This is a genomic window from Thermomonas alba (assembly GCF_022419205.1).
In the GTDB taxonomy this organism is placed as follows: Bacteria; Pseudomonadota; Gammaproteobacteria; order Xanthomonadales; family Xanthomonadaceae; genus Thermomonas; species Thermomonas alba.
This window is the reverse complement of sequence record NZ_JAJOZU010000004.1, coordinates 238715-259265: the sequence shown is the minus strand read 5'-3', so window position 1 is coordinate 259265 and position 20551 is coordinate 238715. Positions and strand designations below refer to the sequence as shown.

Below are 20551 nucleotides of genomic sequence, written 5' to 3'. Positions count from 1 at the left end.
GGATATGACGTGGCGGGATGGCGTCACGAACAACGGGGCGATCGTCGCTGGCTGATTCTGGAACTGCTCGGCTTGACAAGCCCCGAGACCATGCTGTTGTTTAGCGTCAGCATTGACGCTTTCATGGGGGAGAGTCGCTATGAAATTTGCTATTGCTTTGCTTTTAGTAGCATTGATCGTGCCAGCGTCTTTTGCTGCCGGGCCAAAAGTTTGCAGCCCCATCGGCAATGGTTTTCCAGCCGATACAGCTTACATCCAAAATAAAGATGGATCGATGAGCATTGGCGTTCCAGAAGGATGGACAATGCTCCAGAATCTGAATGGGAAGTGGTCTCATACAACTGTTGCGGCTGTTACTTGTAGATGCACCACAGGCACAGGATGTAGTCCAGGCGCATTCAACGGCCAGGTAGCCTGCGTCATGACATCATGTTCTGCCTGTACAAAATCTGGGGGTGGTGCCTTAGCGCTTTACCCAGTCCGCGATGAGGATATTGGTGTTAGATTCGCAGATAAAAGCGAACTCGGGAAACTACCATCTGTCGATCATGAACTTCTCTCCGCTCCAGAAGTGCAGGCATCAATTCAAGAATTCAAAAACACGCTAGGCGTTCCAGCAAATGCTCCAGAAGATTTCTATGCGGCGGTTAAAATTTATGGTCGCCTTGCTGCTATTGGGCTCCCAAAGACCATAAAAATGCCAAGAGCTGGATCGGCCATCGGTGATGCCTTCATGGGCTTGGCGGCAATAAATATGGTCACTTACCCCAGCATTGCCGCTATCACATGTAAATGCAATGTCGGTGCTAGCTGCCCCAAAGAAGGCAATGTCATTATTGGCGTTTATTGGTGCAATGCCTCCAATTGCAGTTCGTGCACTATGAGTGGTGTATAGCAAAGGCCGACGTCCCCCCGCATTTGAGTAGCACCGCGATCTGGAGTCCAATCCCCACCGACAAGGGAACCTCTGATCAAATCAGAGGTTCCTGCCGGCCATGGAGGGCCGGCCACGCATCAATCGCACAAGTGATTGATGCGTGCGAGCCGAGTCCGGGCCTGTACCGGACTCGGCGTGGGCTGACAACGCCTGGATGGCGTTGTTCAGACCTTCCCAAGGAGATTGGACGTGAAGAAGCGGTTTTCTGAATCGTTCTCTCGCCTCGATTAGCGGGGTGTCGACCCCCCGCTCACCGCAGAAGCAAAAGCGTGGCTAGGCCGAGGAAGGTGAAAAAGCCCATCACGTCGGTGACGGTGGTGAGGAAGATGCTGCTGGCCAGCGCGGGGTCGTAGCCCAGGCGCTTGAGGGTCACCGGCACCAGCACGCCGGCGAGGGCGGCGAACAGCAGGTTGCAGGTGAGCGCGATGGCGATCACCAGCGACAGGCCGAGGTCGTGGAACCACAGCAGCACCACCAGCGCCAGCACCAGGCCGAGGCCGAGGCCGTTGAGCAGCGCGACCCGCGACTCTTTCCACAGCAGGGTGCGGATGTTGGAGGCGCCCACCTGACCCAGCGCGATGCCGCGCACCATCAGCGCCAGCACCTGGGTGCCGGCGTTGCCGCCCATGCCGGCCACGATCGGCATCAGCACCGCCAGCGCGGTCAGGGCGTGGATGGTCTCTTCGAACTGGCCCACCACGCTGGCGGCCAGGAAGGCGGTGGCGAGGTTGATGCCGAGCCAGAGCATGCGCCGGCGGGTGGCGCGCCAGACCGGGCTGAACAGATCCTCGTCTTCGTCTAGACCGGCAGCGGAGAGCGCCTGGTGTTCGGCCTGCTCGCGGATGATGTCCACCACGTCGTCGATGGTGATGCGTCCGAGCAGGACGTTGCTCTCGTCCACCACCGGCGCGGAGATCCAGTCGTGGTCGGAGAACTTGCGCGCGACTTCCTCGGCGCTCTCATGCACTTCGATCGCCGGCTGGGTGTCGTCGATCAGCTGATTGATCGGGGTGCTGGGTGCATGGATCAACAGATCCTGCAGGGCAATGCGCCCCAGATATTGGTGGCGCTTGCTGACCACATACAGATGGTCGGTGTGTTCGGGCAGCTCGCCGCGCAGGCGCAGGTAGCGCAGCACCACATCCACCGTGGTGTCGGCGCGCACCGTCACCACGTCCGGGTTCATCAGGCGCCCGGCGGTGCCCTCCTCGTAGGACAGGACCTGCTCCAGGCGCTCGCGGTTCTCGCGGTCCATCGACTTGAGGACTTCGTCGATGACCTTGTCCGGCAGGTCTTCGGCCAGGTCGGCCAGATCGTCGATATCGAGGTCTGCGGCTGCGGCGACCAGCTCATCCTCGTCCATGTCGGCGATCAGCGACTCACGCACTTCCTCGCCGACGTGCACCAGCACCTCGCCATCGTCCTCGGGATCGACCAGGCCCCACACCACCGAACGCTTGGCAGGCGGCAGCGACTCCAGCAGGTTGCCGATCTCGGCGGGCGAGAGGGTGTTGATGAGGCGGCGCACCGGCCCCAGCCGGCCGCTGTCCAGCGCGTCGCTGAGCAGGCGCAGCTGGCGCGCGGTCTTGTCGTGGCGAACGGCTTCGGCCATGCGGGAGTTCCAAAAAAGAGCTGGGGCGCGCGCCCGGCGGGCTGGGGCGGATCTTGCGATTATCGCCTGCATCGGCAACGTTGCCCACTCGCGCAAGCGTTGCCGCGGCTAGAATGTGCCGATGAGCAGTAGCAGTGATTACCAGTTCGACATCGACGTAGAAACCCGCTATCTCGACGACCAGTCGGCGCCGGAGGAGGGCCGCTACGTGTTCGCCTACACCATCCATATCCGCAACCGGGGCAAGGTGCCGGCGCGCCTGTTGGGACGCCACTGGCGGATCACCGACGGCAACGGCAAGGTGCGCGAGGTAGTGGGCGAGGGCGTGGTGGGCGAACAGCCGTGGCTGCGCCCGGGCGAGGTCTTCGTCTACACCTCCGGGGCGGTGCTGGAGACCGACATCGGCACCATGCGCGGCAGTTACGACATGCTGGCGGACGACGGCACCCGCTTCGCGGCCCCGATCCCGGCGTTCACGCTGTCCATCCCGCGCACCCTGCACTGAGGCCGCACGCATGGCCGTCTGGGCAATCGGCGACCTCCAGGGTTGCTACGACGTCACCCAGCGCCTGCTGGAGAAGCTGCGCTTCGACCCGGCGCAGGACCGGCTGTGGTTCTGCGGGGATCTGGTGAATCGCGGCGGACAGTCGATCCAGACGCTGCGGCTTGTCTATTCGCTGCGCGATCACTGCGAGGTGGTGCTCGGCAATCACGACCTGTCGCTGCTGGCGGTGTCCGAGCGCACGCCCGAGGAGCAGCGCCGGGTCAACCCGGATTTGCAAAGCGTCCTGTTCGCGCCGGATGCGCCGGAGCTACTGGCCTGGCTGCGCGGGCGCGAGCTGTGCCATGTCGATCGCGATCTGGGCTGGATGATGGTGCACGCCGGGCTATCCCCGAAATGGACGACCCAGTTGGCCGAGAAGCACGCGCGCGAGGTGGAGGCGCGCCTGCGCGGCGAGCACTACCCGCGCCTGCTGCGCAACATGTATGGCGACGGGCCCGACTGGGGCCCGCACCTGAAGGGCAACGACCGCGACCGCGCGATCATCAACATCTTCACCCGCATGCGCTATTGCAGCCCGCGCGGACGGATCGCGTTCGACCAGAAGGGGCCGCCGGGCAGTCAGCCAGCGGGTCTGTACCCGTGGTTCTGCGTACCAGGACATGCCGCGCGCGATCTAAAGATCGTGTGCGGCCACTGGAGCACGCTGGGGCTGTTCATCGGCAACGGCGTGTATGCGATCGATACCGGCGCGGTCTGGAGCGGCAAGCTCACCGCGCTGCAGCTGGATACCGACGAGCTGCGGGTGGTGCAGGTGCCGGGCCGCGACGTGCCGGCGCCGAAGCCGCGCCCGGCCAAGCCGCGCCCGCGTTGAGGCGGGCGCAAGGCCGACGAGGCGTTCAGTTCACCCGGCGGATGCGCGCGCCCAGCGCCGACAGTTTGGCTTCGATGTTCTCGTAGCCGCGGTCGAGGTGGTAGATGCGGTCGATGGTGGTCTCGCCGTCGGCTACCAGCCCGGCCAGGATCAGGCTGGCCGAGGCGCGCAGGTCGGTGGCCATCACCGGCGCGCCGCTCAGCCGCGTCACCCCACGCACCACTGCGGTATGCCCGTCCACCCGGATGTCCGCGCCCAGGCGCAGCAGTTCGTTGACGTGCATGAAGCGGTTCTCGAAGATCGTCTCGGTCACCACGCCGACGCCCTCGGCCACGCAGTCCAGCGCCATGAACTGCGCCTGCATGTCGGTAGGAAAGGCCGGGTGCGGCGCGGTGGTAATGTCCACCGCGCGCGGGCGCCGGCCGTGCATGTCGAGGTGGATGCGGTCGGCTTCGCAGGCGATCTCCGCGCCGGCTTGGCGCAGCTTGTCCAGCACCGCGTCCAGCGTGTCCGGGCGCGCGCGGGTGGCAGTGATGCAGCCGCCGGTCATGGCGGCGGCGACCAGGAAGGTGCCGGTCTCGATGCGGTCGGCGATCACCGCGTGCTCGCCGCCGTGCAGGCGCTCCACGCCCTCGACCTCGATCCGCGGCGTGCCGTGCCCGCGAATGCGCGCGCCCATCGCGTTCAGGCAGTCGGCTAGATCCACGATCTCCGGTTCCATCGCCGCGTTTTCCAGCACCGTGGTGCCCTCGGCGAGCGTGGCCGCCATCAGCACGTTCTCGGTGGCGCCCACACTGACCAGCTCGAACACGTGGCGCGCGCCCTTGAGGCGGCCGGCGCTGCGTGCCTTGATGAAGCCGTGCTCCACCACGATTTCGGCGCCCAGCGCCTGCAGGCCTTTGATGTGCAGGTCCACCGGGCGCGAGCCGATGGCGCAGCCGCCGGGCAGGGAGACCTCGGCATCGCCGAAGCGCGCCAGCAGTGGCCCCAGCACCAGCACCGAGGCGCGCATGGTCTTGACCAGCTCGTACGGCGCCACGTGGCTGTCGACAGTGCGCGGATCGACGGTCATCGCGTCGCCCTCGTGGACGACCCCCGCGCCCAGCCCGGCCAGCAGCTTGGCGGTGGTGAGCACGTCGTGCAGGCGCGGCACGTTGGTGATGCGCACCGGCGCGTCGGCCAGCAGGGTGGCGCACAGGATCGGCAGCACCGCGTTCTTGGCCCCGGAGATGCGGACTTCGCCCGCCAGGCGGGGGCCGCCTTCGACCACGATCTTCTGCATCAGGCGGCCGCCTCGTCGGGGGTCAGGGTCTTCAGCTGCAGGGCGTGGATCTCACCGCCCATGCGCTTGCCCAGGGTGGCGTACACCATGCGGTGGCGGGCGAGCGGCAGCTTGCCGGCGAAGCCGGCGTAGATCACGGTGGCTTCGAAATGCACGCCGTCGTCGCCGCGCACTTCGGCGCGGGCGCCGGGCAGGCCGGACTCGATCAACTGGCGGATATGCTCGGCGTTCATGTGGGGGGCAGGGGGAACTCGCGTAAACTGAACGGCCCAGTTTAGCGGAATCGCGCCGAGCCTCCCGCCATGACCGATCGCCCGGACAGCTTCCAGTTCGCCGCCAGCGGCCGCCGCGTGCTGGCCATCGAAGCCGAGGCGCTGGGCGCGGTGGCCGCCCGCATCGGGGCCGAGTTCGAGGCTGCATGTCGGACGATGCTGGCCTGTCGTGGGCGGGTAGTGTGCACCGGGATGGGCAAGTCGGGGCACGTGGCGCGCAAGATCGCGGCGACCCTGGCTTCCACCGGCACTCCGGCGTTTTTCATGCATCCGGGCGAAGCGGCGCACGGCGACCTCGGCATGGTGACCGATGCCGACGTGCTGCTGGCGCTGTCGTATTCGGGCGAGAGCGACGAGATCCTGCTGCTGCTGCCGGCCCTGCGCCGGCAGGGCAACCCGATCATCGCGATGACAGGTCGCGCCACGTCCACGCTGGCGCGCGAGGCCGACATCCATCTCGATGTGGCGGTGCCGGTCGAGGCCTGCCCGCTGCAGCTGGCGCCGACGGCCAGCACCACTGCGTCGCTCGCCCTGGGGGATGCGCTGGCGGTGGCGCTGCTGGAGGCGCGCGGGTTCACCGCCGATGATTTCGCGCGCTCGCATCCGGCGGGTGCGTTGGGGCGTCGCCTGTTGCTGCATATTTCCGACGTGATGCACGTGGGCGAGGCGGTGCCGAAGGTGGGGCCGGAGGCCACCTTGAGCGATGCGCTGCTGGAGATGAGCCGCAAGCGGCTGGGCATGACCGCGGTGGTGGATGCGGAGGATCGTCTGCTCGGCGTATACACCGATGGCGATTTGCGCCGCAGCCTGAATGATCCTGCGATCGACCCGCGCCAGGTGCGCATCGCACAGTTGATGACCCGCTCCCCGCGCACCATCGCGCCGGAGGCGCTGGCCAGCGAGGCAGCGCAGATGATGGAGGCGTACAAGATCCAGGGCCTGCTGGTGACCGATCGCGACGGGCGCCTGGTCGGCGCGCTGAACATTCACGACCTGCTGCGCGCACGGGTGGTGTGATGGCGGCCCTCGATTACCCGGCGGAGGTGCTGGCGCGCGCGGCGCGGATCCGCCTGATCGGCTTCGACGTGGATGGCACCCTGACCGACGGTGGCCTGTACTACGACGCACATGGCGGCGAGAGCAAGCGCTTTCACGTGCAGGACGGGCTCGGCCTGGTGCTGCTGCGGCGCGCCGGGATCGCCACCGCGCTGATCAGCGCGCGCCGCAGCGAAGCCACCCTGACGCGCGGGCGCGAGCTGGGCATCGACCACCTGCACCTGGGCGAGAAGGACAAGCTCGGCTGCCTGCGGCGGATCGCGGCGGAACGCGGCCTGGGCCTGGAGGAGGTGGCGTTCATGGGAGACGACCTGCCCGACCTGCCGGTGCTGCGCGCGGTCGGTCTGGCGCTCGCTCCGGCCAACGTACACCCGTGGCTGCGTGCGGACGTGCACTGGATCACGGCGCTGGCCGGCGGCGAGGGAGCGGTGCGCCAGGCCTGCGATCTGCTGCTGCAGGCGCAGGGCCGACTTGCGCAGGTGTTGGCGCGCGAGGGCGGCCCATGACGCCGCGCCGGGCGATGATATGGGTGTTGCTGGGAGCGGCCATCGCCAGCGGCTGGTCGATCTGGAAGCGTTCGCATCCGGTCGAGGATGGAGTGCTGCGCGTGCGCCCGGACTACGTGCTGCGCGATTTCGAAGTGGTCTCGCTGGACCGGCAGGGCAAGGAGGCCTTCACCCTGCTTGGCCCGGAGTTGCAGCGCAATCCTGTAGACCACACCATGACGCTGGATACGCCGCGCTTTCTGGTACCGGATGGCCATGGTCATTATTGGGACGTGCGCGCCCGAAGCGGGCTGGTGCCGGCGGACGGCCGCCGGATCGAACTGCGCGGCGGCGTGCAGGCCACCAGCCCACCGCAGACACCGCCGCCAACCCAGATCGTTACCGATCGCCTGGCGCTGGATCTGAACCGCAATCTGGCCAGCACCAGCGCCGACGTCATCCTCACCCGCCCCGGTCTTACAATGCAGGGGAAGGGGCTGGAGGCGGATTTCGAGCGCCAGCAGGTTTCCCTTCTTTCCCAGGTCCACACCCGCTATGTCCCGCAGCACTGATTTCCTGGCCGGCCTGCTGGGCGTGGCCCTCACTCTCACCGCTGCCGCAGCCTCTGCGCGCACGTCCGACCGCCGCCAGCCGATGGACATCGAATCGGCGCGCAGCACCTGTGCCACCGGCGGCAATGCCAGCTGCACCCTGACCGGCGATGTCACCCTGGTGCAGGGCACGCTGCGCGTGCGGGCCGACAAGGCGGTGATCCAGCAGGCCGGCGGCAACCCCAGCCGCGCCCTGCTCAGCGGCAATGTCAGCCTGCAGCAGGAGATGGACGACGGCGACCGCATCGACGCCACTTCCGACAATATCGACTACGACCTGCGCAACGAGGTCATGGTGTTCACCGGCAACGTGGTCATCCGCCAGCAGCGCGGTACCCTCAATGGGCAGCGGGTGGTGTACAACCTCAAGACCGGCCAGGTGGAAAGCGGCGGCGATGGTGGACGGGTGAAGATGCGCATCCTGCCCAAGGAAGCGCCGGCCACGACCGGCAAGGGCATGCTCTGATGCTTCTCGTCGAAGGGCTGCGCAAGCGCTACCGGGCGCGCGAGGTGGTGCGCGACTTCGGGCTGACGCTCAATCCCGGCGAAGTGGTCGGCCTGCTCGGGCCGAACGGTGCCGGCAAGACCACCTGCTTCTACATGATCGTCGGCCTGATCTCGGCCGATGCCGGGCGGATCGTGCTGGATGGCACTGACATCACCGGCGCGCCGATGCACCAGCGCGCGCGCCGGGGGCTGGGCTATCTGCCGCAGGAGCCCTCGATCTTCCGCAAGCTCAGCGTGGCCGACAACCTGCGTCTGGTGCTGGAGCTGCGGCCCGACCTCGACGAGGATGGACGTGCGCGCGAGCTGGATGCGCTGCTGGAGGAGCTGCAGATCGGGCATGTGGCCGAGCAACTGGGGGCCAGCCTGTCTGGCGGCGAGCGGCGGCGGGTGGAGATCGCGCGCGCACTGGCCGGCAAGCCGCGCATGATCCTGCTGGACGAGCCGTTTGCCGGGGTCGATCCGATCTCGGTCAACGAAATCCAGCGCATCGTTCGTCATCTCAAGGCGCGCGGGATCGGCGTCCTGATCACCGACCACAACGTGCGCGAGACGCTGGGCATCTGCGACCGCGCCTACATCCTGGCCGATGGCGGTGTGCTGGCGCAGGGCACGCCCGCGGCGGTGCTGGAGAACGCCGACGTGCGCAGGGTGTATCTGGGCGAGGAGTTCAGGCTGTAGGCGCCTACCGCCGCACGTTCCGGCGGCCGCGACCGCCCGAACGACGCCAGCCCCTTGCCGGATCCGCGTCAGGTCGCTAGGTTGAACCTCGAAAGCGTGTCGAGCGGAGTTGCCGGACTGCCCGCGCTGCAACCGGAGCCCCTCGCCGCTCGTCGCGTGCAGACGCCCGCGGCCCACTCGTGCAGAAGGAGGTCAAGATGCAGATCGAAACCTACGGCCAGCAAATGGACGTGACGCCCGCCCTGAACAAGTACGTGGAAACCCGTTTCGAGCGCCTGGGGCGGCATTTCGAGCACCCGTGCCAGATTCGCGTCCAGCTCGGCCTGGACAAACCCGACCACCGCGCCGAGGCGACCGTCACCCTGCCCGGCAAGACCCTGCACGCCGATGCCAGCGCCGCCGACATGTACGCAGCGATCGACCTGCTGGCGGACAAGCTCGACCGCATGCTGGTGAAGCAGAAGGAAAAGATGGTCGATCACCACCGCGGCGAGAGTCTGAGCCGGGACACGGCCGGCTGATCGGCAACCGATGAGCACAGCCCGCATCACCGCCGCCGAGCTGTTCGCCCTCCAGCAGGAACGCCTGGGCCTGCGCTGGGTGGCTGGCCGCGAACGCGGCGGCGAGCGGGTCCTGGAAGCCGTGCAGACCGTAGCCCGCCGGCCGTCGCTGGCGGGCTACCTCAACATCATCTATCCCAACAAGGTGCAGATCCTCGGCACCGAGGAGCTGGAGTGGCTGGACGGGCTGGACGCCCGCCAGCGCTGGGAGACGATCCAGAAGATCATCGGGTTCCGGCCGCTGGCGCTGGTCCTGAGCAAGAACCAGGCGTGCCCCGAGGACCTGCGGCTGGCGGCCGAGGAATCCGATACCCCGCTGTGGGTGTCGCCGCGGCGCGGTCACGAGTTGCTCAACCACCTGCAGTACCTGCTGGCGCGCAAGCTGGCGCCGCGGGTCACCCTGCATGGCGTGTTCATGGAGATCTACTCGATCGGCGTGCTGATCACCGGGGAGTCCGGCTCCGGCAAGAGCGAGTTGGCCCTGGAGCTGATCACCCGCGGCCACCGCCTGGTGGCGGACGATGCGCCGGAGTTCACCCAGATCGCGCCCGACGTGCTCGACGGCACCTGCCCGGAGCTGCTGCAGGACATGCTGGAGCTGCGCGGGCTGGGCGTGCTCAACATCCGCCAGATGTTTGGCGACACCGCGGTCAAGCGCAACAAGTACCTGCGCATGATCGTGCATCTGAGCCGGCCCGCGCTCGAGCCCGATCCCAGCGGCATGGAGCGCCTGACCGGCGATATCGGTACCCGCCGAGTGCTGGATCTGGATGTGCCGATGATCACCATTCCGGTGATGCCGGGCCGCAACCTGGCGGTGCTCACCGAGGCCGCGACCCGCATGCATATCCTGCGCAGCAAGGGCATCGATCCGGCCGCGGCGTTCATGGCCCGGCACAGCCACTTTCTCGAGCATTCCAGCCCATGAGCACGCCACGGGCGCCGACGTTGGTAGTGGTCAGCGGCATGTCCGGGTCCGGCAAATCGGGCGCGCTGCACACGCTGGAGGATCTCGGCTATTACTGCGTGGACAATCTGCCGGCCGAGCTGCTGCCGGAGTTCGTGCAGCGCATGCACGGCAGCGAGGGCGCGCCAGAGAAGATGGCGGTGGCGATCGATGCGCGCAGCCTGGGCGATCTGGCCGAGGTGCCGGGCATCCTGTCGCAGGTCGGCGCGATCGGCGTCGATCCGCGCCTGCTGTTCCTGGAAGCGCGCAGCGACGCGATCCTGCGTCGCTATGCCGACACCCGTCGGCGGCATCCGCTCAGCCATCTGGGGCTGTCGCTGGCGGATGCGATCGCGCTCGAGCGCCAGGCGCTGCGGCCGCTGCGCCAGATCGCCGACATCCTGATCGACACCAGCGAGCTCAACGTGCACCAGATGCGCCGCTGCATCCTGGCCGAGTTCGGGCTGGACAGCGCCGGGCTGTCGCTGCTGTTCGAGTCGTTCGCCTACCGCCACGGCGTGCCAGTCGACGCCGATTTCGTATTCGATGCGCGGGTGCTGCCGAACCCGCACTGGGACGCGCGGTTGCGCCCGCTGTCCGGGCGCGATGAGGCGGTGCGCGACTACCTCGATGCGCAGCCGGAGGTGGCGGCCTACGTCGCGCAGGTGCAGGCGTTCCTGGATACCTGGCTGCCAAAGCTCAGCACCGATACCCGCAGCTATGTCACCGTGGCATTCGGCTGCAGCGGTGGGCGGCATCGCTCGGTGTACCTGGCCGAGCGCCTGGCGCGGCATTGCCGCGACGCCGGCTGGCGGGAAGTGGCGACGCATCATCGCGAGCTGGATTGACGCCGCGCCCGCTGCGCGCGCATGGCCCGCTTCCCCGATGTCATGGCGGTCTGCTAAGTTGCTGAGCATGAGCGTCGGGGTCCTCCTCATCACCCATGAAGGCATCGGCAGCGCCCTGCTGGCGGTGGCCACGCGCCTGCTGGGCAGACTGCCGCTGGCGTGCGAGGCATTCGAGGTGCCGTTCGATGGCGAGCCGGAGGCGCTGCTGCCGCGCGCCAGCGCCGCGATGCGGCGGGTGGACGGCGGCGACGGGGTGCTGGTGCTGACCGACCTGTATGGCGCTACCCCCGCCAACCTCGCCGCGCGCCTGGCGCGGCTGGGCACCCCGGTGCGGCGAGTGTCAGCGCTCAGTTTGCCGATGCTGCTGCGGGTGATGAACTACGCGGAGCTGGAGTTGGCCGATTTGCCGGCGGTGGCCGCCGCCGGCGCGCGCAGCGGAGCCATCATCGATGATCTTTGAAGACGCTCGGTTCCGCGTTTGCGGCACGTACGGAGAGCAGGTGCATGATCCGGCGTGAGCTCAAAGTCAGCAATCGCCTGGGGCTGCATGCGCGCGCCACCGCCAAGCTGGTGCAGCTGCTGGCGGGATTCCGTAGCCACGCGACGCTGGAGGCGCGCGGGCGCGAGGTCAATGCCAAGAGCATCATGGGTGTGATGCTGCTGGCCGCCGGCCCCGGTTCGGAAGTCGTGCTGCGGGTGGAAGGAGAGGATGAGCAGGCCGCCGCCGATGCGGTGGTCGCGCTGTTCGAGCGCCGCTTCGACGAGGACAGCTGATGCGCCAGGTCCTGTCCGGCACCGCCGCTGCCCGCGGCAGCGCGCTTGGACGGGCCCGGGTGCGCCTGCCGCACGCGCTCGACATTGCCGAGACCCGCATCGATCCCGGGCAGGTGGAAGCCGAGCGGGCGCGCTTTCAGTCCGCGGTGGCCCATGTGCGGGCGGAGATGCGCGAGCTGCGCGAGCGTCTGCATGGGGCGCTCGCGCACGAGATCGGCGAGTTCCTCGACCTGCACGCGCTGCTGCTGGACGATCCCGAGCTGCTGTCCGGGATCGACGAGTTGATCCGCGTCGGGCTGTATTCGGCCGACTATGCGCTGCGTCTGCAGCGCGACCGCATCGCCGCGGTATTCGAAGGCATGGACGATGCGTATCTGCGCAGCCGGATCGACGACATCGACCAGGTGATCGGCCGCCTGCATGCCGCTTTGCATCGCGACCGCGCCAGGCTGCAAGGGGTATCCGGCGAGATCCTGGTGACCGACAACGTGGCGCCGGCGGAACTGGCGCAGCTGCAGGCGCAGGGCGTGGTCGGAGTGGTCACCGCCGGCGGCAGCCCGCTCTCGCACAGCGCGATCCTGGCGCGCAGCCTGCACCTGCCGCTGGTGGTGGGCGCCGCGCAAGCGCTGCAGAAGATCAACGACGGCGACGTGCTGGTGATCGACGGCGGTAGCGGGCTGGTGGTCCTGGAGCCGGATGCCGCCGACCTGCGCGCCCACCACCGCCGGGTGGCCGAGGCGCGCCGCGAGCGGCGCCAGCTCAACCGCCTGCGGCGTGAGCCCACCCGTACCTTGGATGGCATCGACATCAAGCTGTGGGCGAACGCCGAGTCGCGCGAGGACGTCACCGAAGCGCATGCGCTGGGCGCCGCGGGCGTCGGCCTGTACCGCACCGAGTTCCTGTTCCTCGGCAGCAGCGTGCTGCCGGACGAGGAAACGCAGTTTCGCGCCTACCGCGACGCGGTGCTGGCGATGACCGGGCGCACCGTCACCATCCGCACCCTCGACCTCGGGGCGGACAAGGCCGACAAGACCGGCCTGGCCCTGCGCGATGAGCCGAACCCCGCGCTGGGCCTGCGCGGCGTGCGGCTGTCGCTGGCGCGGCAGGAACTGCTGCGCACCCAGCTGCGTGCGATCGCGCGTGCGTCCGGCTACGGCCCGGTGCGGGTCTTGGTGCCGATGGTCAGCGCCGGCGAGGAGCTGCGTGCGGTGCGGCGGATGCTGGACGAGGTCCTGCGCGAGCTGCGCGCGCAGGGCATGGAAACCGCGCCGCGGCTGCCCTTGGGCGCGATGATCGAGGTCCCGGCCGCGGCCCTGGCGCTGGGGACGTTCATCGCGCAGTGCGATTTCCTGTCGATCGGCACCAACGATCTGGTGCAGTACCTGCTGGCGGCCGATCGCACCCACGAGGCGCTGGGCGAGCTGTATACCCCGCTGCATCCGGCGGTGCTGCGGGTGCTGCGCGACGTGGTCCGGATCGGCCAGCGTCGCGGCCGCGCGGTCACGGTGTGCGGCGAGATGGCCGCCGACCCGCGGCTGGTGCCGCTGCTGCTGGCGCTGGGGTTGACCGAGCTGAGCCTGCATCCGGCGACCCTGCTGGAGGTGCGGCGGGCGATCCGACAGTGCGATTTCGGTCGCTTGCGCGATGCCGCGCCGACGCTGCTGCGCGCGCGCCGGCGCGCCGCCATCGAGGCTTGGCTGGAGGCGCATGTTCCTGCCCTTGCGTGAGCGCGTAGGCGTGCTTGCCTCACGGCGAATCCTCTCTGGCACACTAAGCCTGCGGCCTGGCTGCCAGCGCCGTGTTCACCTTGGGGCGTTGCACTGACATGAGCCAAGCACCCATCCGCATGGATGCCGCCCGCCCGGTGCGGGAGGATGATGTCGAAGTCGGCAAACCGTTGCTGCTGCCGGTTTACGATCGGGCAGGCACCCTGCTGATGCCGCAGGGCGCCGTGGTCGAAAACGAAGAGCAGCGTCGCATGCTGCTGCGGCAGGGGAATCTGGTGCCGCTGGCGCGGCGCGCACCGGCGGCGCCAGCCGCGCCGGTCACCACGATCGAGGCGATCAACCAACTGCATCGCGATGTGGCCATGCTGCACCGGCGGTTGCTGTCCGGGGCCGCGGCCGGGGTGCAGGAGCGCGTGGCGCAGCTGGTGGCGGGCATCGAAACCCATCTGCAGCGGGATCCGGATGCCACCTTGGCGGCGATGCAGCTCCAGCTGGATCCGGCCAATCACGCCGCCCGCCAGACCCATGCCGGCATCATTTGCGTGTTTTCGATGCGCGCCATGGGCATGGATCCGGCGACGAAGCGCGCTCTGGCGGGCGCCGCGCTGACCTACGACCTCGCCCTCGGCCCGCTGGCGGCGCGGCTCAATCACCAGAGCGAGCGTTTGAGCTATACCCAGCTGGCACAGGTGCGCGCGCACCCGGAGGTGGCGGTGCGCCTGCTGGAGGCCGCCGGCATCACCGATCCGGTGTGGCTGGATGCGGTGCTGCATCATCACGAACGCCTGGACGGTTCCGGCTATCCGCACGGCCTGCGCGGCGCGGCGATCCGCGAGCCGACCCGTCTGCTGGCGATCATCGACATCTATACCGCGATGCTGCGGCCGCGGGTGTACCGCGATGCGCTGCCGGCGCGGATGGCCCTGCGCAGCATCTTCCTGGAGCGTGGCAAGCAGGTGGATGAAGGCCTGGCGATGATGCTGGTCAAGGAGCTGGGCGTGTATCCACCCGGGACCTTGGTGCGGCTGGCCAACGGCGAGATCGGCATCGTGCTGCGCCGCGGCGAGGATGCCGCGCATCCGCAGGTGGCGCGGCTACTGAACGCCGACGGTAGCCGCGATGAGGCGCATTTGCTGCGCGATACCCGCCAGCCCGACTACCAGATTCAAGATTCCGTGCCGCATGACCGCGTGCCCGGGATGATGGCGGAGGTCGCCGCGCTCTGGGGATAAGCCGGGGGCGCAGTGCGCTCAGGGGCCGTGGGTGGCGACGAGATTGGCCAGCCGCACGAACTCGGCGACGGCGACCTGCTCGGCGCGCGCGTCCGCACGCAGCCCGGCGGCGCTGATTCGTTCTGGGGTCGCCACCCCCTGCAGCGCGTTGCGCAGGGTCTTGCGGCGCTGCCCGAAGGCCGCGCGGACCACGTTCGCGAACGTCGCGCGATCCGCCACCTCGATGCACTCGGCCGGCTTCGGCACCAGGCGCACCACCGCCGAGTCCACCTTCGGCGCGGGCCGGAACGCGCCGGGCGGTACCGTGAACAGCGGCGTCACCGCGCAGTAGGCCTGCAGCATCACCGAAAGCCGCCCATAGACCTTGCTGCCGGGGGCGGCGGCCATGCGCTCCACCACCTCCTTCTGCAGCATGAAGTGCATGTCGCGGATCGCGGCGGCGTGGTCCAGCGCGTGGAACAGGATCGGCGAGGACAGGTTGTAGGGCAGGTTGCCGATCAGCCGGATCTGCCCGCGGGCATCGCTGCGGCGCGCGGCCAGCGCGGTGAAATCCACGTCCAGCACGTCGCCTGCGATCAGGTGCAGTATGCCGTGCTCGCGCGATGCGGCCTGCAGCGGGGCGTGCAGGTCGCGGTCGAACTCGATCGCGGTGAGTTCGCCGTGGCGATCCAGCAGCGGGAAGGTCAGCGCGCCCTGGCCAGGGCCGATCTCCACCAGCACGTCGCCTGGCTGCGGGTCGATTGCCTGCACGATCTTCGCGATCACGCCTTTCTCGTGTAGGAAGTTTTGGCCAAGGTGCTTCTTGGCCGGTTCGGTGAAGCCGGTGGTCATGGCATCGCTCGCGGGTGCACCAGCCGCGTGCAGGTGGTGATCGCGGCGAACAGGCTGGAGGGATCGGCCTTGCCGGTGCCGGCGAGGTCGAACGCGGTGCCGTGGTCCACGGCCACCCGCGGGAACGGCAGGCCGAGGGTGATGTTCACCGCATGGGCGAAGTCCGCGTGCTTGAGCACCGGCAGGCCCTGGTCGTGGTACATCGCCAGTACCGCATCCACGCCGCGCAGTTTTTCCGGCAGGAAGGCGGTGTCCGCCGGCAGCGGGCCGAGCAGGTACAGGCCCTCGCCGCGCAGCGCCTCCAGCACGGGGATGATGACGTCCAGCTCTTCGCGGCCGAGGTGGCCGTCCTCGCCTGCGTGCGGGTTCAGGCCCAGCACCGCGATGATCGGCTTGGCGATGCCGAACTGCACGCGCAGCGCGCCGTCGAGGATGCGCAGGGTGCGCGCCAATGTCTGCGGGGTGATCGCGTCGGGCACCGCCCGCAGCGGCAGGTGCACCGTCTGCAGGGCCACCCGCATCGCCGGGTTGGCCAGCATCATCACCACTTCGCAGCCAGTCAGTTCCGCCAGCAGCCCGGTGGTGCCGGTAAACGCGATTCCGGCCTGGTTGATGACCGCCTTGTGTACTGGGCCGGTGACCATGCCGTGCAGGGTGCCGGCCAGGCAGTCCCGCGCGGCGCGGCTGAGCGCGGCGACCACGCTGCCGGCATTGGCGGGATCCGGTCGCCCCCAGGCCGGGACGCACGCATGCGGGATGTCCACCAGCGCCAGGCTGTCGGGCCGCGGCGGTGGGCTGCCTGCGGGGTGCAGATGCAGCGGCAGGTCGAGCATGGCCGCCGCGCGCTGTAAGGTGGCGGCATCGCCATAGACCACGAGCTCCGCGCCCCAGTCGCGCTGGGCGGCGCGGACCACGAGCTCGGGGCCGACGCCAGCCGGTTCGCCGGGGATCAGGGCCAGCCGCGGGCGCATCGCGCCCTCAGGGAGTGCCGCTGCCGGGCATGAAGGTGCCGGCGGCGCTCGCCTCTTGCACCTCGCGGCTCGAGGATGCCTTGCGTTTTTCCTTTGGCGTCTCCGGCAATGCCGGCGCGGTGGAATGGCCCTGCGCGTCGCGCACGTCCACATAGGCCTCGCCGCGCATTTCGCGCAGGAAGCGGTTCCACTCGTCTTCCAGCTTGCGGCGGCCGATGGTCTCGCGGATCTGCGCGCGCAGGTTTTCGTCGCCGGCGGCGATCTCGCGACTGCCGATGCGCTGCACGATCACCCAGCCGGCATCGGTCTTGAACGGCGCCGAGGTCTGGCCATCCGCCAGCGCAGCCACCTGCAGGCCGAAGGTGGTGCCATAGGTATCGGCGGTGAACCAGCCGAGGTCGCCGCCGCGACGGCGGGTGGTGGCGTCGTCGGAGTTTTCGCTGGCCAGCTTGGCGAAATCGGCGCCGCCGGCCAGTTTCGCCGCCAGCGCGTCGGCCTTGGCCTTGGCCGCGGCATCGCTGGTTTTGTCATCGACCTTGATCAGGATCTGGCGTGCGGAGAACTGGGTCACCTTGTCGCCGCTGCCCGGCGCCTGGGTGCGGGTGCCTATCAGCTGCAGCAGCTGGAAGCCACTGGGGCCGCGGATCGGGCCGAGGATCTCGCCGTCGTGCATCTGCTGGATGGCGGCGGCGAACGCGGGCGGAATCTCGTTCAGGCTGCGCCAGCCGAGATCGCCGCCCTCCAACGCGTTCGGGCTGTCGGAATAGCGCACGGCGGCGGCGGAGAAGCTCATCTCGCCTTTGTCGATCAGGGCCTTCACGCCCTCGATCTTCTTCTGCGCGGTGGCGATCTGCTCGGGGCTGGCGGCCTCCGGGGTGGCCACCAGGATGTGGGCCAGATGGTATTGCTGGGTGGCGGTCGCGGCGGCGGTGGCCATGGCGGCGTCCACTTCCGCCTCGCTGACGTTGATGCGGCCCTGGGCAAAGCTCTGGCGCAACTTCTGGATCACGATTTCATCGCGCAGGTTGTTGCGGAAGTCGGCGAAGCTCATGCCGTCCTGGGCGATGCGTTCGCGCAGCTGGTCCAGGCTCAGGCCGTTTTGCTGGGCGATGCTCTGCACCGCGCGCTCGATGTCCGAATCGGTGGCGGTGATGCCCGCATCGGCGGCGCGCGCCAGCTGCAACCGCATCAGGATCAGGCGTTCCAGCACCTGGCGTTCGAGCACGTTGTCCGGTGGAAGCTGATCCTCGCGCCCCTGGTACTGGGCACGGATGTTGGCGATCGCGCGATCCAGCTCGCTGCGCAGGATCACATCGTCATTCACGACGGCGGCGATCCGCTCGACTGGCTGCAGCGGCGCATCGGTCTGCTGCGCGCCCACGCGTCCGATCGACAGGGCGGACAGCAGCAGAACGGCGATGAGACGGGAAAGGCGCAGGGAAACGGTAGGCGTCATGGAGTGGTGTTCGCGGGGGCGGGCTTGGAAGGCTGGCCCGTGGCAGTCTGCGGCGGCACCAGGTAGAGGTCGTCGCGATTGTAGCCGAGGATGGAACGGCGCAAGGTGGTTTGGATGTCCTGGCCGGCGGAGCCCAGCCCCTTCAGCTCGATCTCGAACATCAGGGTGTTGCCCAGCTGGCCGGCCCGATTCTGCACGTAGCGGCGGGCTACGAGCCGCACCGCGACACAACAGCTGTCCCACTGCACCCCGGCCACGCCTTCCAGGGTCTTGCGGTCGCGCAGCGAGTAGTACTCGCGGCCGACCACGCTCCAGCTGGGGTTGATCGGGTACAGGAAGGAGAAGTCCACCTGCTCCAGCTGCGCGCGGCGGTAGCGGTAGTTGATGTTCACGATCCCGTCGTCCGGGAACAGGTAGCGCGCGCGCAGGCTGGCGAGGTCGGTGCGCTTGAACTTGGGATCGCGCTGGTAGGATGCGCCGATGGTCCAGCGGTCGGTGGGGGCATAGCTGGTGTCCACCACCCAGGCGGAGTTGCCTTTCTCGGTGATCGGCTCGCCCGGCAGACGCACCAGCGACTCGCGGAAGTAGCGGATCTGGCCGATGCTGGCTTCGAACCGCTGGAAGCCATCGGACTGGCGGATCATGCGGGTGCTGACCGCCAGCGTGAGCTGGTTGGCGTCGGCCTGGCGGTCGCCGCCGGTATAGCGGTTGTCGCGGAACAGCTGCTGCCAGGTGAAGGTCAGCGGCTGGGTGTCGAACACCGGCATCCCGGACTGATCGACGTAGGGCACGTTCAGATAGAACAGGCGCGGCTCGATGCTCTGCAGATAGTCGTGGCCCTTGACCCGGACCTCACGGTCGAAGAACAGCCCCGCATCGAGACTGAAGATGGACTGCGCGCGCGACGGAGTCTTGCCGCTGCCCAGCGTCTGTGCCAGCGCCGGATCCAGCGCGTAGCTGGTGTAACGCCAGGCCAGGGTGGGGCGCACGAACCAGGCATCGCCTGCCAGCGGCGCGCTGATCCAGGGCTTGGCATCGAAACGCGCGCCGGCCGCGTACACCGGATGCTGGAAACGCACGGCTTCGGCGTCCACGCCGTAGGCCAGCAGCATTCCGGTGTCGCGCTGCCAGTGCAGGAAGGCGCGCGGCAGACGGTCGTAGGGCAGCACGCCGCGGGTGAGGGTGTAGTCGGCCAGCTGCCAGTGATCGGCGGTCACCCCGGCGGTCCAGCCGTGTCCGATCCCGTACAGCCCCAAGCTGCTGTAGAGGTTGGCGCGCGCCAGCCCGTCCAGGCTGCTGCTGAAGTCTTCCAGATAGCGCGGATCGCTGATCCAGGCGAGATCGGCGCGCGCCTGCCAGTGCGCGGAAACGTTGTGGGTGCCTTTGAAGTCGAAACTGCCGCGCTCGCGGTCGCGCAGGCGGTCGCGCGGCATCCACCAGGCGTTCACGGTGCCGAATCCGGCCTCCTGCAGATAGCGGAACTGCCCGCCCAGCAGCGCGCCGCGCGCGGTCATGATGCGCGGGCTCAAGGTGGCGTCGTAGTTCGGTGCCAGGTTCAGGTACACCGGCTGGGTCCAGTCCAGTCCGTTGCGGCCGGAGTTGGAAATCGACGGCAACAGCAGACCGCTGCGGCGGCGTTCGTCGGTGGGGAACATGAAGAAGGGGAAATACAGCACCGGCACATGGCCGACCTGCAGGCGGGCGCCATAGGCGCGCGCCCAGCCGGTCTGGTTGTCGATGTCGATCCGGCTGGCCTCCAGTTCCCAGTGCCGCGCCTGCGGCGGGCAGGTGGAATAGGTGGCGCCGCGCAGGCTGCCTTCCTGGCCGGCCAGATTCAGGCTGTCGGCCTTGCCGTTGCCGCGCCGCGACAGCAGCTGGTACTGCAAATCCTGCATGGTGTGGGTGTTGGAGTTCTGGTCGCCTTCCGCGCGCGCCGCGCGCAGGCGCAGGCCGTTGGCCTGGAAGCGCACGCTGCCTTCGGCCTTGTAGCGGCCCTCGGCTTTGTCGAAGGTGAGCTGGTCGGCGCCCATGAACTGGCTGCCGTGGCGCATGGTCACATTGCCCTGGAACACCGGATTGGCATCCGTGCCGCCCAGGTGGTCGCCTTCGATATCGATGGGAAGGCGCTGGCCGTCGGCCCGATCGCCTGCCTGCAAGGGGGCGATGTCGATCCCTTCCGGCGCGCGCTGGAAATCCGCGAAGGCCGGCACCGCATCCTCCACCGGGCACAGCGCCCAGTTGTGCGGGATGGGGCGTTCGCCCGCCCGTGCGGAGAGCGCGGCGACGACGCAGAGCGGAAGCGGCAGCAGGCGCGGGAGCAGGCGCACGAACGATCCAAGCGTGGGGAAGTCAAGCTCAAGCTTGCCGGAAGCGGCCGGAAGCGGCAAACC

22 protein-coding genes are annotated in these 20551 nt (G+C 68.4%); 15 read left to right on the top strand and 7 right to left on the bottom strand.

The genetic code is table 11. The features are described 5' to 3' along the window. Positions 1-139 precede the first annotated feature (139 nt). The gene (locus tag ML342_RS08175) at positions 140-895 is read left to right on the top strand and encodes a hypothetical protein (protein WP_240126549.1); all 756 of its coding nucleotides are present in this window, start codon (positions 140-142) and stop codon (positions 893-895) included. A 292-nt stretch (positions 896-1187) separates the two neighbouring features. On the opposite strand, the gene mgtE is transcribed toward ML342_RS08175, so the two are convergent. Further along, entirely contained in the window at positions 1188-2549 is a 1362-nt protein-coding gene (mgtE, locus tag ML342_RS08170) for a magnesium transporter (protein ID WP_240126548.1), read from the bottom strand. Positions 2550-2670: 121 nt separating this feature from the next. Between mgtE and apaG the strand changes: the two genes are divergently transcribed. Together apaG and ML342_RS08160 are read left to right on the top strand one after the other, a co-directional pair. After that, positions 2671-3054: a Co2+/Mg2+ efflux facilitator ApaG/CorD gene (apaG, locus tag ML342_RS08165; RefSeq protein WP_240126547.1), complete on the top strand. Its 384-nt coding sequence runs from the start codon at positions 2671-2673 to the stop codon at positions 3052-3054. Positions 3055-3064: 10 nt separating this feature from the next. Further along, on the top strand, positions 3065-3925 hold the full coding sequence (locus ML342_RS08160) for a symmetrical bis(5'-nucleosyl)-tetraphosphatase (RefSeq protein WP_240126546.1): 861 nt from the start codon (positions 3065-3067) through the stop codon (positions 3923-3925). A 25-nt stretch (positions 3926-3950) separates the two neighbouring features. Here the strand turns inward: ML342_RS08160 and murA are convergent, their stop codons facing one another. Then, the gene (murA, locus tag ML342_RS08155; RefSeq protein ID WP_240126545.1) at positions 3951-5207 is read right to left on the bottom strand and encodes a UDP-N-acetylglucosamine 1-carboxyvinyltransferase; all 1257 of its coding nucleotides are present in this window, start codon (positions 5205-5207) and stop codon (positions 3951-3953) included. Further along, a complete protein-coding gene (locus ML342_RS08150) occupies positions 5207-5440 on the bottom strand; it encodes a BolA family protein (protein ID WP_240126544.1) in 234 nt (77 codons plus the stop codon). Before ML342_RS08150 ends, murA begins: the two co-directional genes overlap by 1 nt. A 69-nt stretch (positions 5441-5509) precedes the next feature. On the opposite strand from ML342_RS08150, the gene ML342_RS08145 reads away from it, so the two are divergent. From ML342_RS08145 to ML342_RS08090, 12 genes are all read left to right on the top strand, one after another. Further along, positions 5510-6496: a KpsF/GutQ family sugar-phosphate isomerase gene (locus tag ML342_RS08145; RefSeq protein WP_240126543.1), complete on the top strand. Its 987-nt coding sequence runs from the start codon at positions 5510-5512 to the stop codon at positions 6494-6496. Then, complete coding sequence (locus tag ML342_RS08140; protein ID WP_240126542.1) at positions 6496-7041, top strand: KdsC family phosphatase; 546 nt, start codon at positions 6496-6498, stop codon at positions 7039-7041. Before ML342_RS08145 ends, ML342_RS08140 begins: the two co-directional genes overlap by 1 nt. Then, positions 7038-7592: an LPS export ABC transporter periplasmic protein LptC gene (gene lptC / locus ML342_RS08135; RefSeq protein WP_240126541.1), complete on the top strand. Its 555-nt coding sequence runs from the start codon at positions 7038-7040 to the stop codon at positions 7590-7592. Before ML342_RS08140 ends, lptC begins: the two co-directional genes overlap by 4 nt. After that, positions 7576-8097, top strand: coding sequence for a lipopolysaccharide transport periplasmic protein LptA (lptA, locus tag ML342_RS08130; protein ID WP_240126540.1), 522 nt, complete (start codon positions 7576-7578; stop codon positions 8095-8097). The genes lptC and lptA overlap by 17 nt, the downstream gene beginning before the upstream one ends. After that, positions 8097-8816: an LPS export ABC transporter ATP-binding protein gene (gene lptB / locus ML342_RS08125; RefSeq protein ID WP_240126539.1), complete on the top strand. Its 720-nt coding sequence runs from the start codon at positions 8097-8099 to the stop codon at positions 8814-8816. The genes lptA and lptB overlap by 1 nt, the downstream gene beginning before the upstream one ends. A gap of 197 nt (positions 8817-9013) precedes the next feature. Further along, positions 9014-9337 carry a ribosome hibernation-promoting factor, HPF/YfiA family gene (hpf, locus tag ML342_RS08120; RefSeq protein WP_240126538.1) on the top strand — a complete coding sequence of 108 codons (324 nt, stop codon included), beginning with the start codon at positions 9014-9016 and terminating at the stop codon, positions 9335-9337. Between the two features lie 10 nt (positions 9338-9347). After that, positions 9348-10304: an HPr(Ser) kinase/phosphatase gene (gene hprK / locus ML342_RS08115; protein ID WP_240126537.1), complete on the top strand. Its 957-nt coding sequence runs from the start codon at positions 9348-9350 to the stop codon at positions 10302-10304. Beyond that, positions 10301-11170 carry an RNase adapter RapZ gene (rapZ, locus tag ML342_RS08110; RefSeq protein WP_240126536.1) on the top strand — a complete coding sequence of 290 codons (870 nt, stop codon included), beginning with the start codon at positions 10301-10303 and terminating at the stop codon, positions 11168-11170. Before hprK ends, rapZ begins: the two co-directional genes overlap by 4 nt. A gap of 67 nt (positions 11171-11237) precedes the next feature. Then, positions 11238-11630 (top strand): PTS sugar transporter subunit IIA, encoded by a 393-nt coding sequence (locus ML342_RS08105; RefSeq protein ID WP_240126535.1) that lies wholly within the window; start codon positions 11238-11240, stop codon positions 11628-11630. A 44-nt stretch (positions 11631-11674) separates the two neighbouring features. Beyond that, the gene (locus tag ML342_RS08100) at positions 11675-11944 is read left to right on the top strand and encodes an HPr family phosphocarrier protein (protein ID WP_240126534.1); all 270 of its coding nucleotides are present in this window, start codon (positions 11675-11677) and stop codon (positions 11942-11944) included. Then, positions 11944-13671, top strand: a complete 1728-nt coding sequence (ptsP, locus tag ML342_RS08095; RefSeq protein ID WP_240126533.1) for a phosphoenolpyruvate--protein phosphotransferase — start codon at positions 11944-11946, stop codon at positions 13669-13671. Before ML342_RS08100 ends, ptsP begins: the two co-directional genes overlap by 1 nt. A 98-nt stretch (positions 13672-13769) precedes the next feature. After that, a complete protein-coding gene (locus tag ML342_RS08090) occupies positions 13770-14903 on the top strand; it encodes an HD-GYP domain-containing protein (protein WP_240126532.1) in 1134 nt (377 codons plus the stop codon). 18 nt (positions 14904-14921) lie between these two features. Here the strand turns inward: ML342_RS08090 and rsmA are convergent, their stop codons facing one another. The 4 genes from rsmA to lptD are packed head-to-tail and all read right to left on the bottom strand — an operon-like array spanning position 14922 to position 20488. Continuing rightward, on the bottom strand, positions 14922-15734 hold the full coding sequence (gene rsmA / locus ML342_RS08085) for a 16S rRNA (adenine(1518)-N(6)/adenine(1519)-N(6))-dimethyltransferase RsmA (RefSeq protein ID WP_240126531.1): 813 nt from the start codon (positions 15732-15734) through the stop codon (positions 14922-14924). Beyond that, the gene (gene pdxA / locus ML342_RS08080) at positions 15731-16705 is read right to left on the bottom strand and encodes a 4-hydroxythreonine-4-phosphate dehydrogenase PdxA (RefSeq protein WP_240126530.1); all 975 of its coding nucleotides are present in this window, start codon (positions 16703-16705) and stop codon (positions 15731-15733) included. The genes rsmA and pdxA overlap by 4 nt, the downstream gene beginning before the upstream one ends. A gap of 7 nt (positions 16706-16712) precedes the next feature. After that, positions 16713-18161 carry a peptidylprolyl isomerase gene (locus ML342_RS08075; RefSeq protein WP_240126529.1) on the bottom strand — a complete coding sequence of 483 codons (1449 nt, stop codon included), beginning with the start codon at positions 18159-18161 and terminating at the stop codon, positions 16713-16715. Continuing rightward, the gene (lptD, locus tag ML342_RS08070) at positions 18158-20488 is read right to left on the bottom strand and encodes an LPS assembly protein LptD (RefSeq protein ID WP_240126528.1); all 2331 of its coding nucleotides are present in this window, start codon (positions 20486-20488) and stop codon (positions 18158-18160) included. Before lptD ends, ML342_RS08075 begins: the two co-directional genes overlap by 4 nt. Positions 20489-20551: the final 63 nt, after the last annotated feature.

Bases quoted from the DNA above. Each gene is read 5' to 3' on its own strand.
- murA (WP_240126545.1), bottom strand. From the start codon at position 5,207: ATGCAGAAGATCGTGGTCGAAGGCGGCCCCCGCCTGGCGGGCGAAGTC.
- apaG (WP_240126547.1), top strand. From the start codon at position 2,671: ATGAGCAGTAGCAGTGATTACCAGTTCGACATCGACGTAGAAACCCGC.
- pdxA (WP_240126530.1), bottom strand. From the start codon at position 16,705: ATGCGCCCGCGGCTGGCCCTGATCCCCGGCGAACCGGCTGGCGTCGGC.
- rsmA (WP_240126531.1), bottom strand. From the start codon at position 15,734: ATGACCACCGGCTTCACCGAACCGGCCAAGAAGCACCTTGGCCAAAAC.
- ML342_RS08160 (WP_240126546.1), top strand. From the start codon at position 3,065: ATGGCCGTCTGGGCAATCGGCGACCTCCAGGGTTGCTACGACGTCACC.
- lptA (WP_240126540.1), top strand. From the start codon at position 7,576: ATGTCCCGCAGCACTGATTTCCTGGCCGGCCTGCTGGGCGTGGCCCTC.
- ML342_RS08140 (WP_240126542.1), top strand. From the start codon at position 6,496: ATGGCGGCCCTCGATTACCCGGCGGAGGTGCTGGCGCGCGCGGCGCGG.
- lptB (WP_240126539.1), top strand. From the start codon at position 8,097: ATGCTTCTCGTCGAAGGGCTGCGCAAGCGCTACCGGGCGCGCGAGGTG.
- hpf (WP_240126538.1), top strand. From the start codon at position 9,014: ATGCAGATCGAAACCTACGGCCAGCAAATGGACGTGACGCCCGCCCTG.
- ML342_RS08075 (WP_240126529.1), bottom strand. From the start codon at position 18,161: ATGACGCCTACCGTTTCCCTGCGCCTTTCCCGTCTCATCGCCGTTCTG.
- ML342_RS08145 (WP_240126543.1), top strand. From the start codon at position 5,510: ATGACCGATCGCCCGGACAGCTTCCAGTTCGCCGCCAGCGGCCGCCGC.
- lptC (WP_240126541.1), top strand. From the start codon at position 7,038: ATGACGCCGCGCCGGGCGATGATATGGGTGTTGCTGGGAGCGGCCATC.
- ML342_RS08090 (WP_240126532.1), top strand. From the start codon at position 13,770: ATGAGCCAAGCACCCATCCGCATGGATGCCGCCCGCCCGGTGCGGGAG.
- hprK (WP_240126537.1), top strand. From the start codon at position 9,348: ATGAGCACAGCCCGCATCACCGCCGCCGAGCTGTTCGCCCTCCAGCAG.
- mgtE (WP_240126548.1), bottom strand. From the start codon at position 2,549: ATGGCCGAAGCCGTTCGCCACGACAAGACCGCGCGCCAGCTGCGCCTG.
- ML342_RS08175 (WP_240126549.1), top strand. From the start codon at position 140: ATGAAATTTGCTATTGCTTTGCTTTTAGTAGCATTGATCGTGCCAGCG.
- ptsP (WP_240126533.1), top strand. From the start codon at position 11,944: ATGCGCCAGGTCCTGTCCGGCACCGCCGCTGCCCGCGGCAGCGCGCTT.
- ML342_RS08100 (WP_240126534.1), top strand. From the start codon at position 11,675: ATGATCCGGCGTGAGCTCAAAGTCAGCAATCGCCTGGGGCTGCATGCG.
- rapZ (WP_240126536.1), top strand. From the start codon at position 10,301: ATGAGCACGCCACGGGCGCCGACGTTGGTAGTGGTCAGCGGCATGTCC.
- ML342_RS08105 (WP_240126535.1), top strand. From the start codon at position 11,238: ATGAGCGTCGGGGTCCTCCTCATCACCCATGAAGGCATCGGCAGCGCC.
- ML342_RS08150 (WP_240126544.1), bottom strand. From the start codon at position 5,440: ATGAACGCCGAGCATATCCGCCAGTTGATCGAGTCCGGCCTGCCCGGC.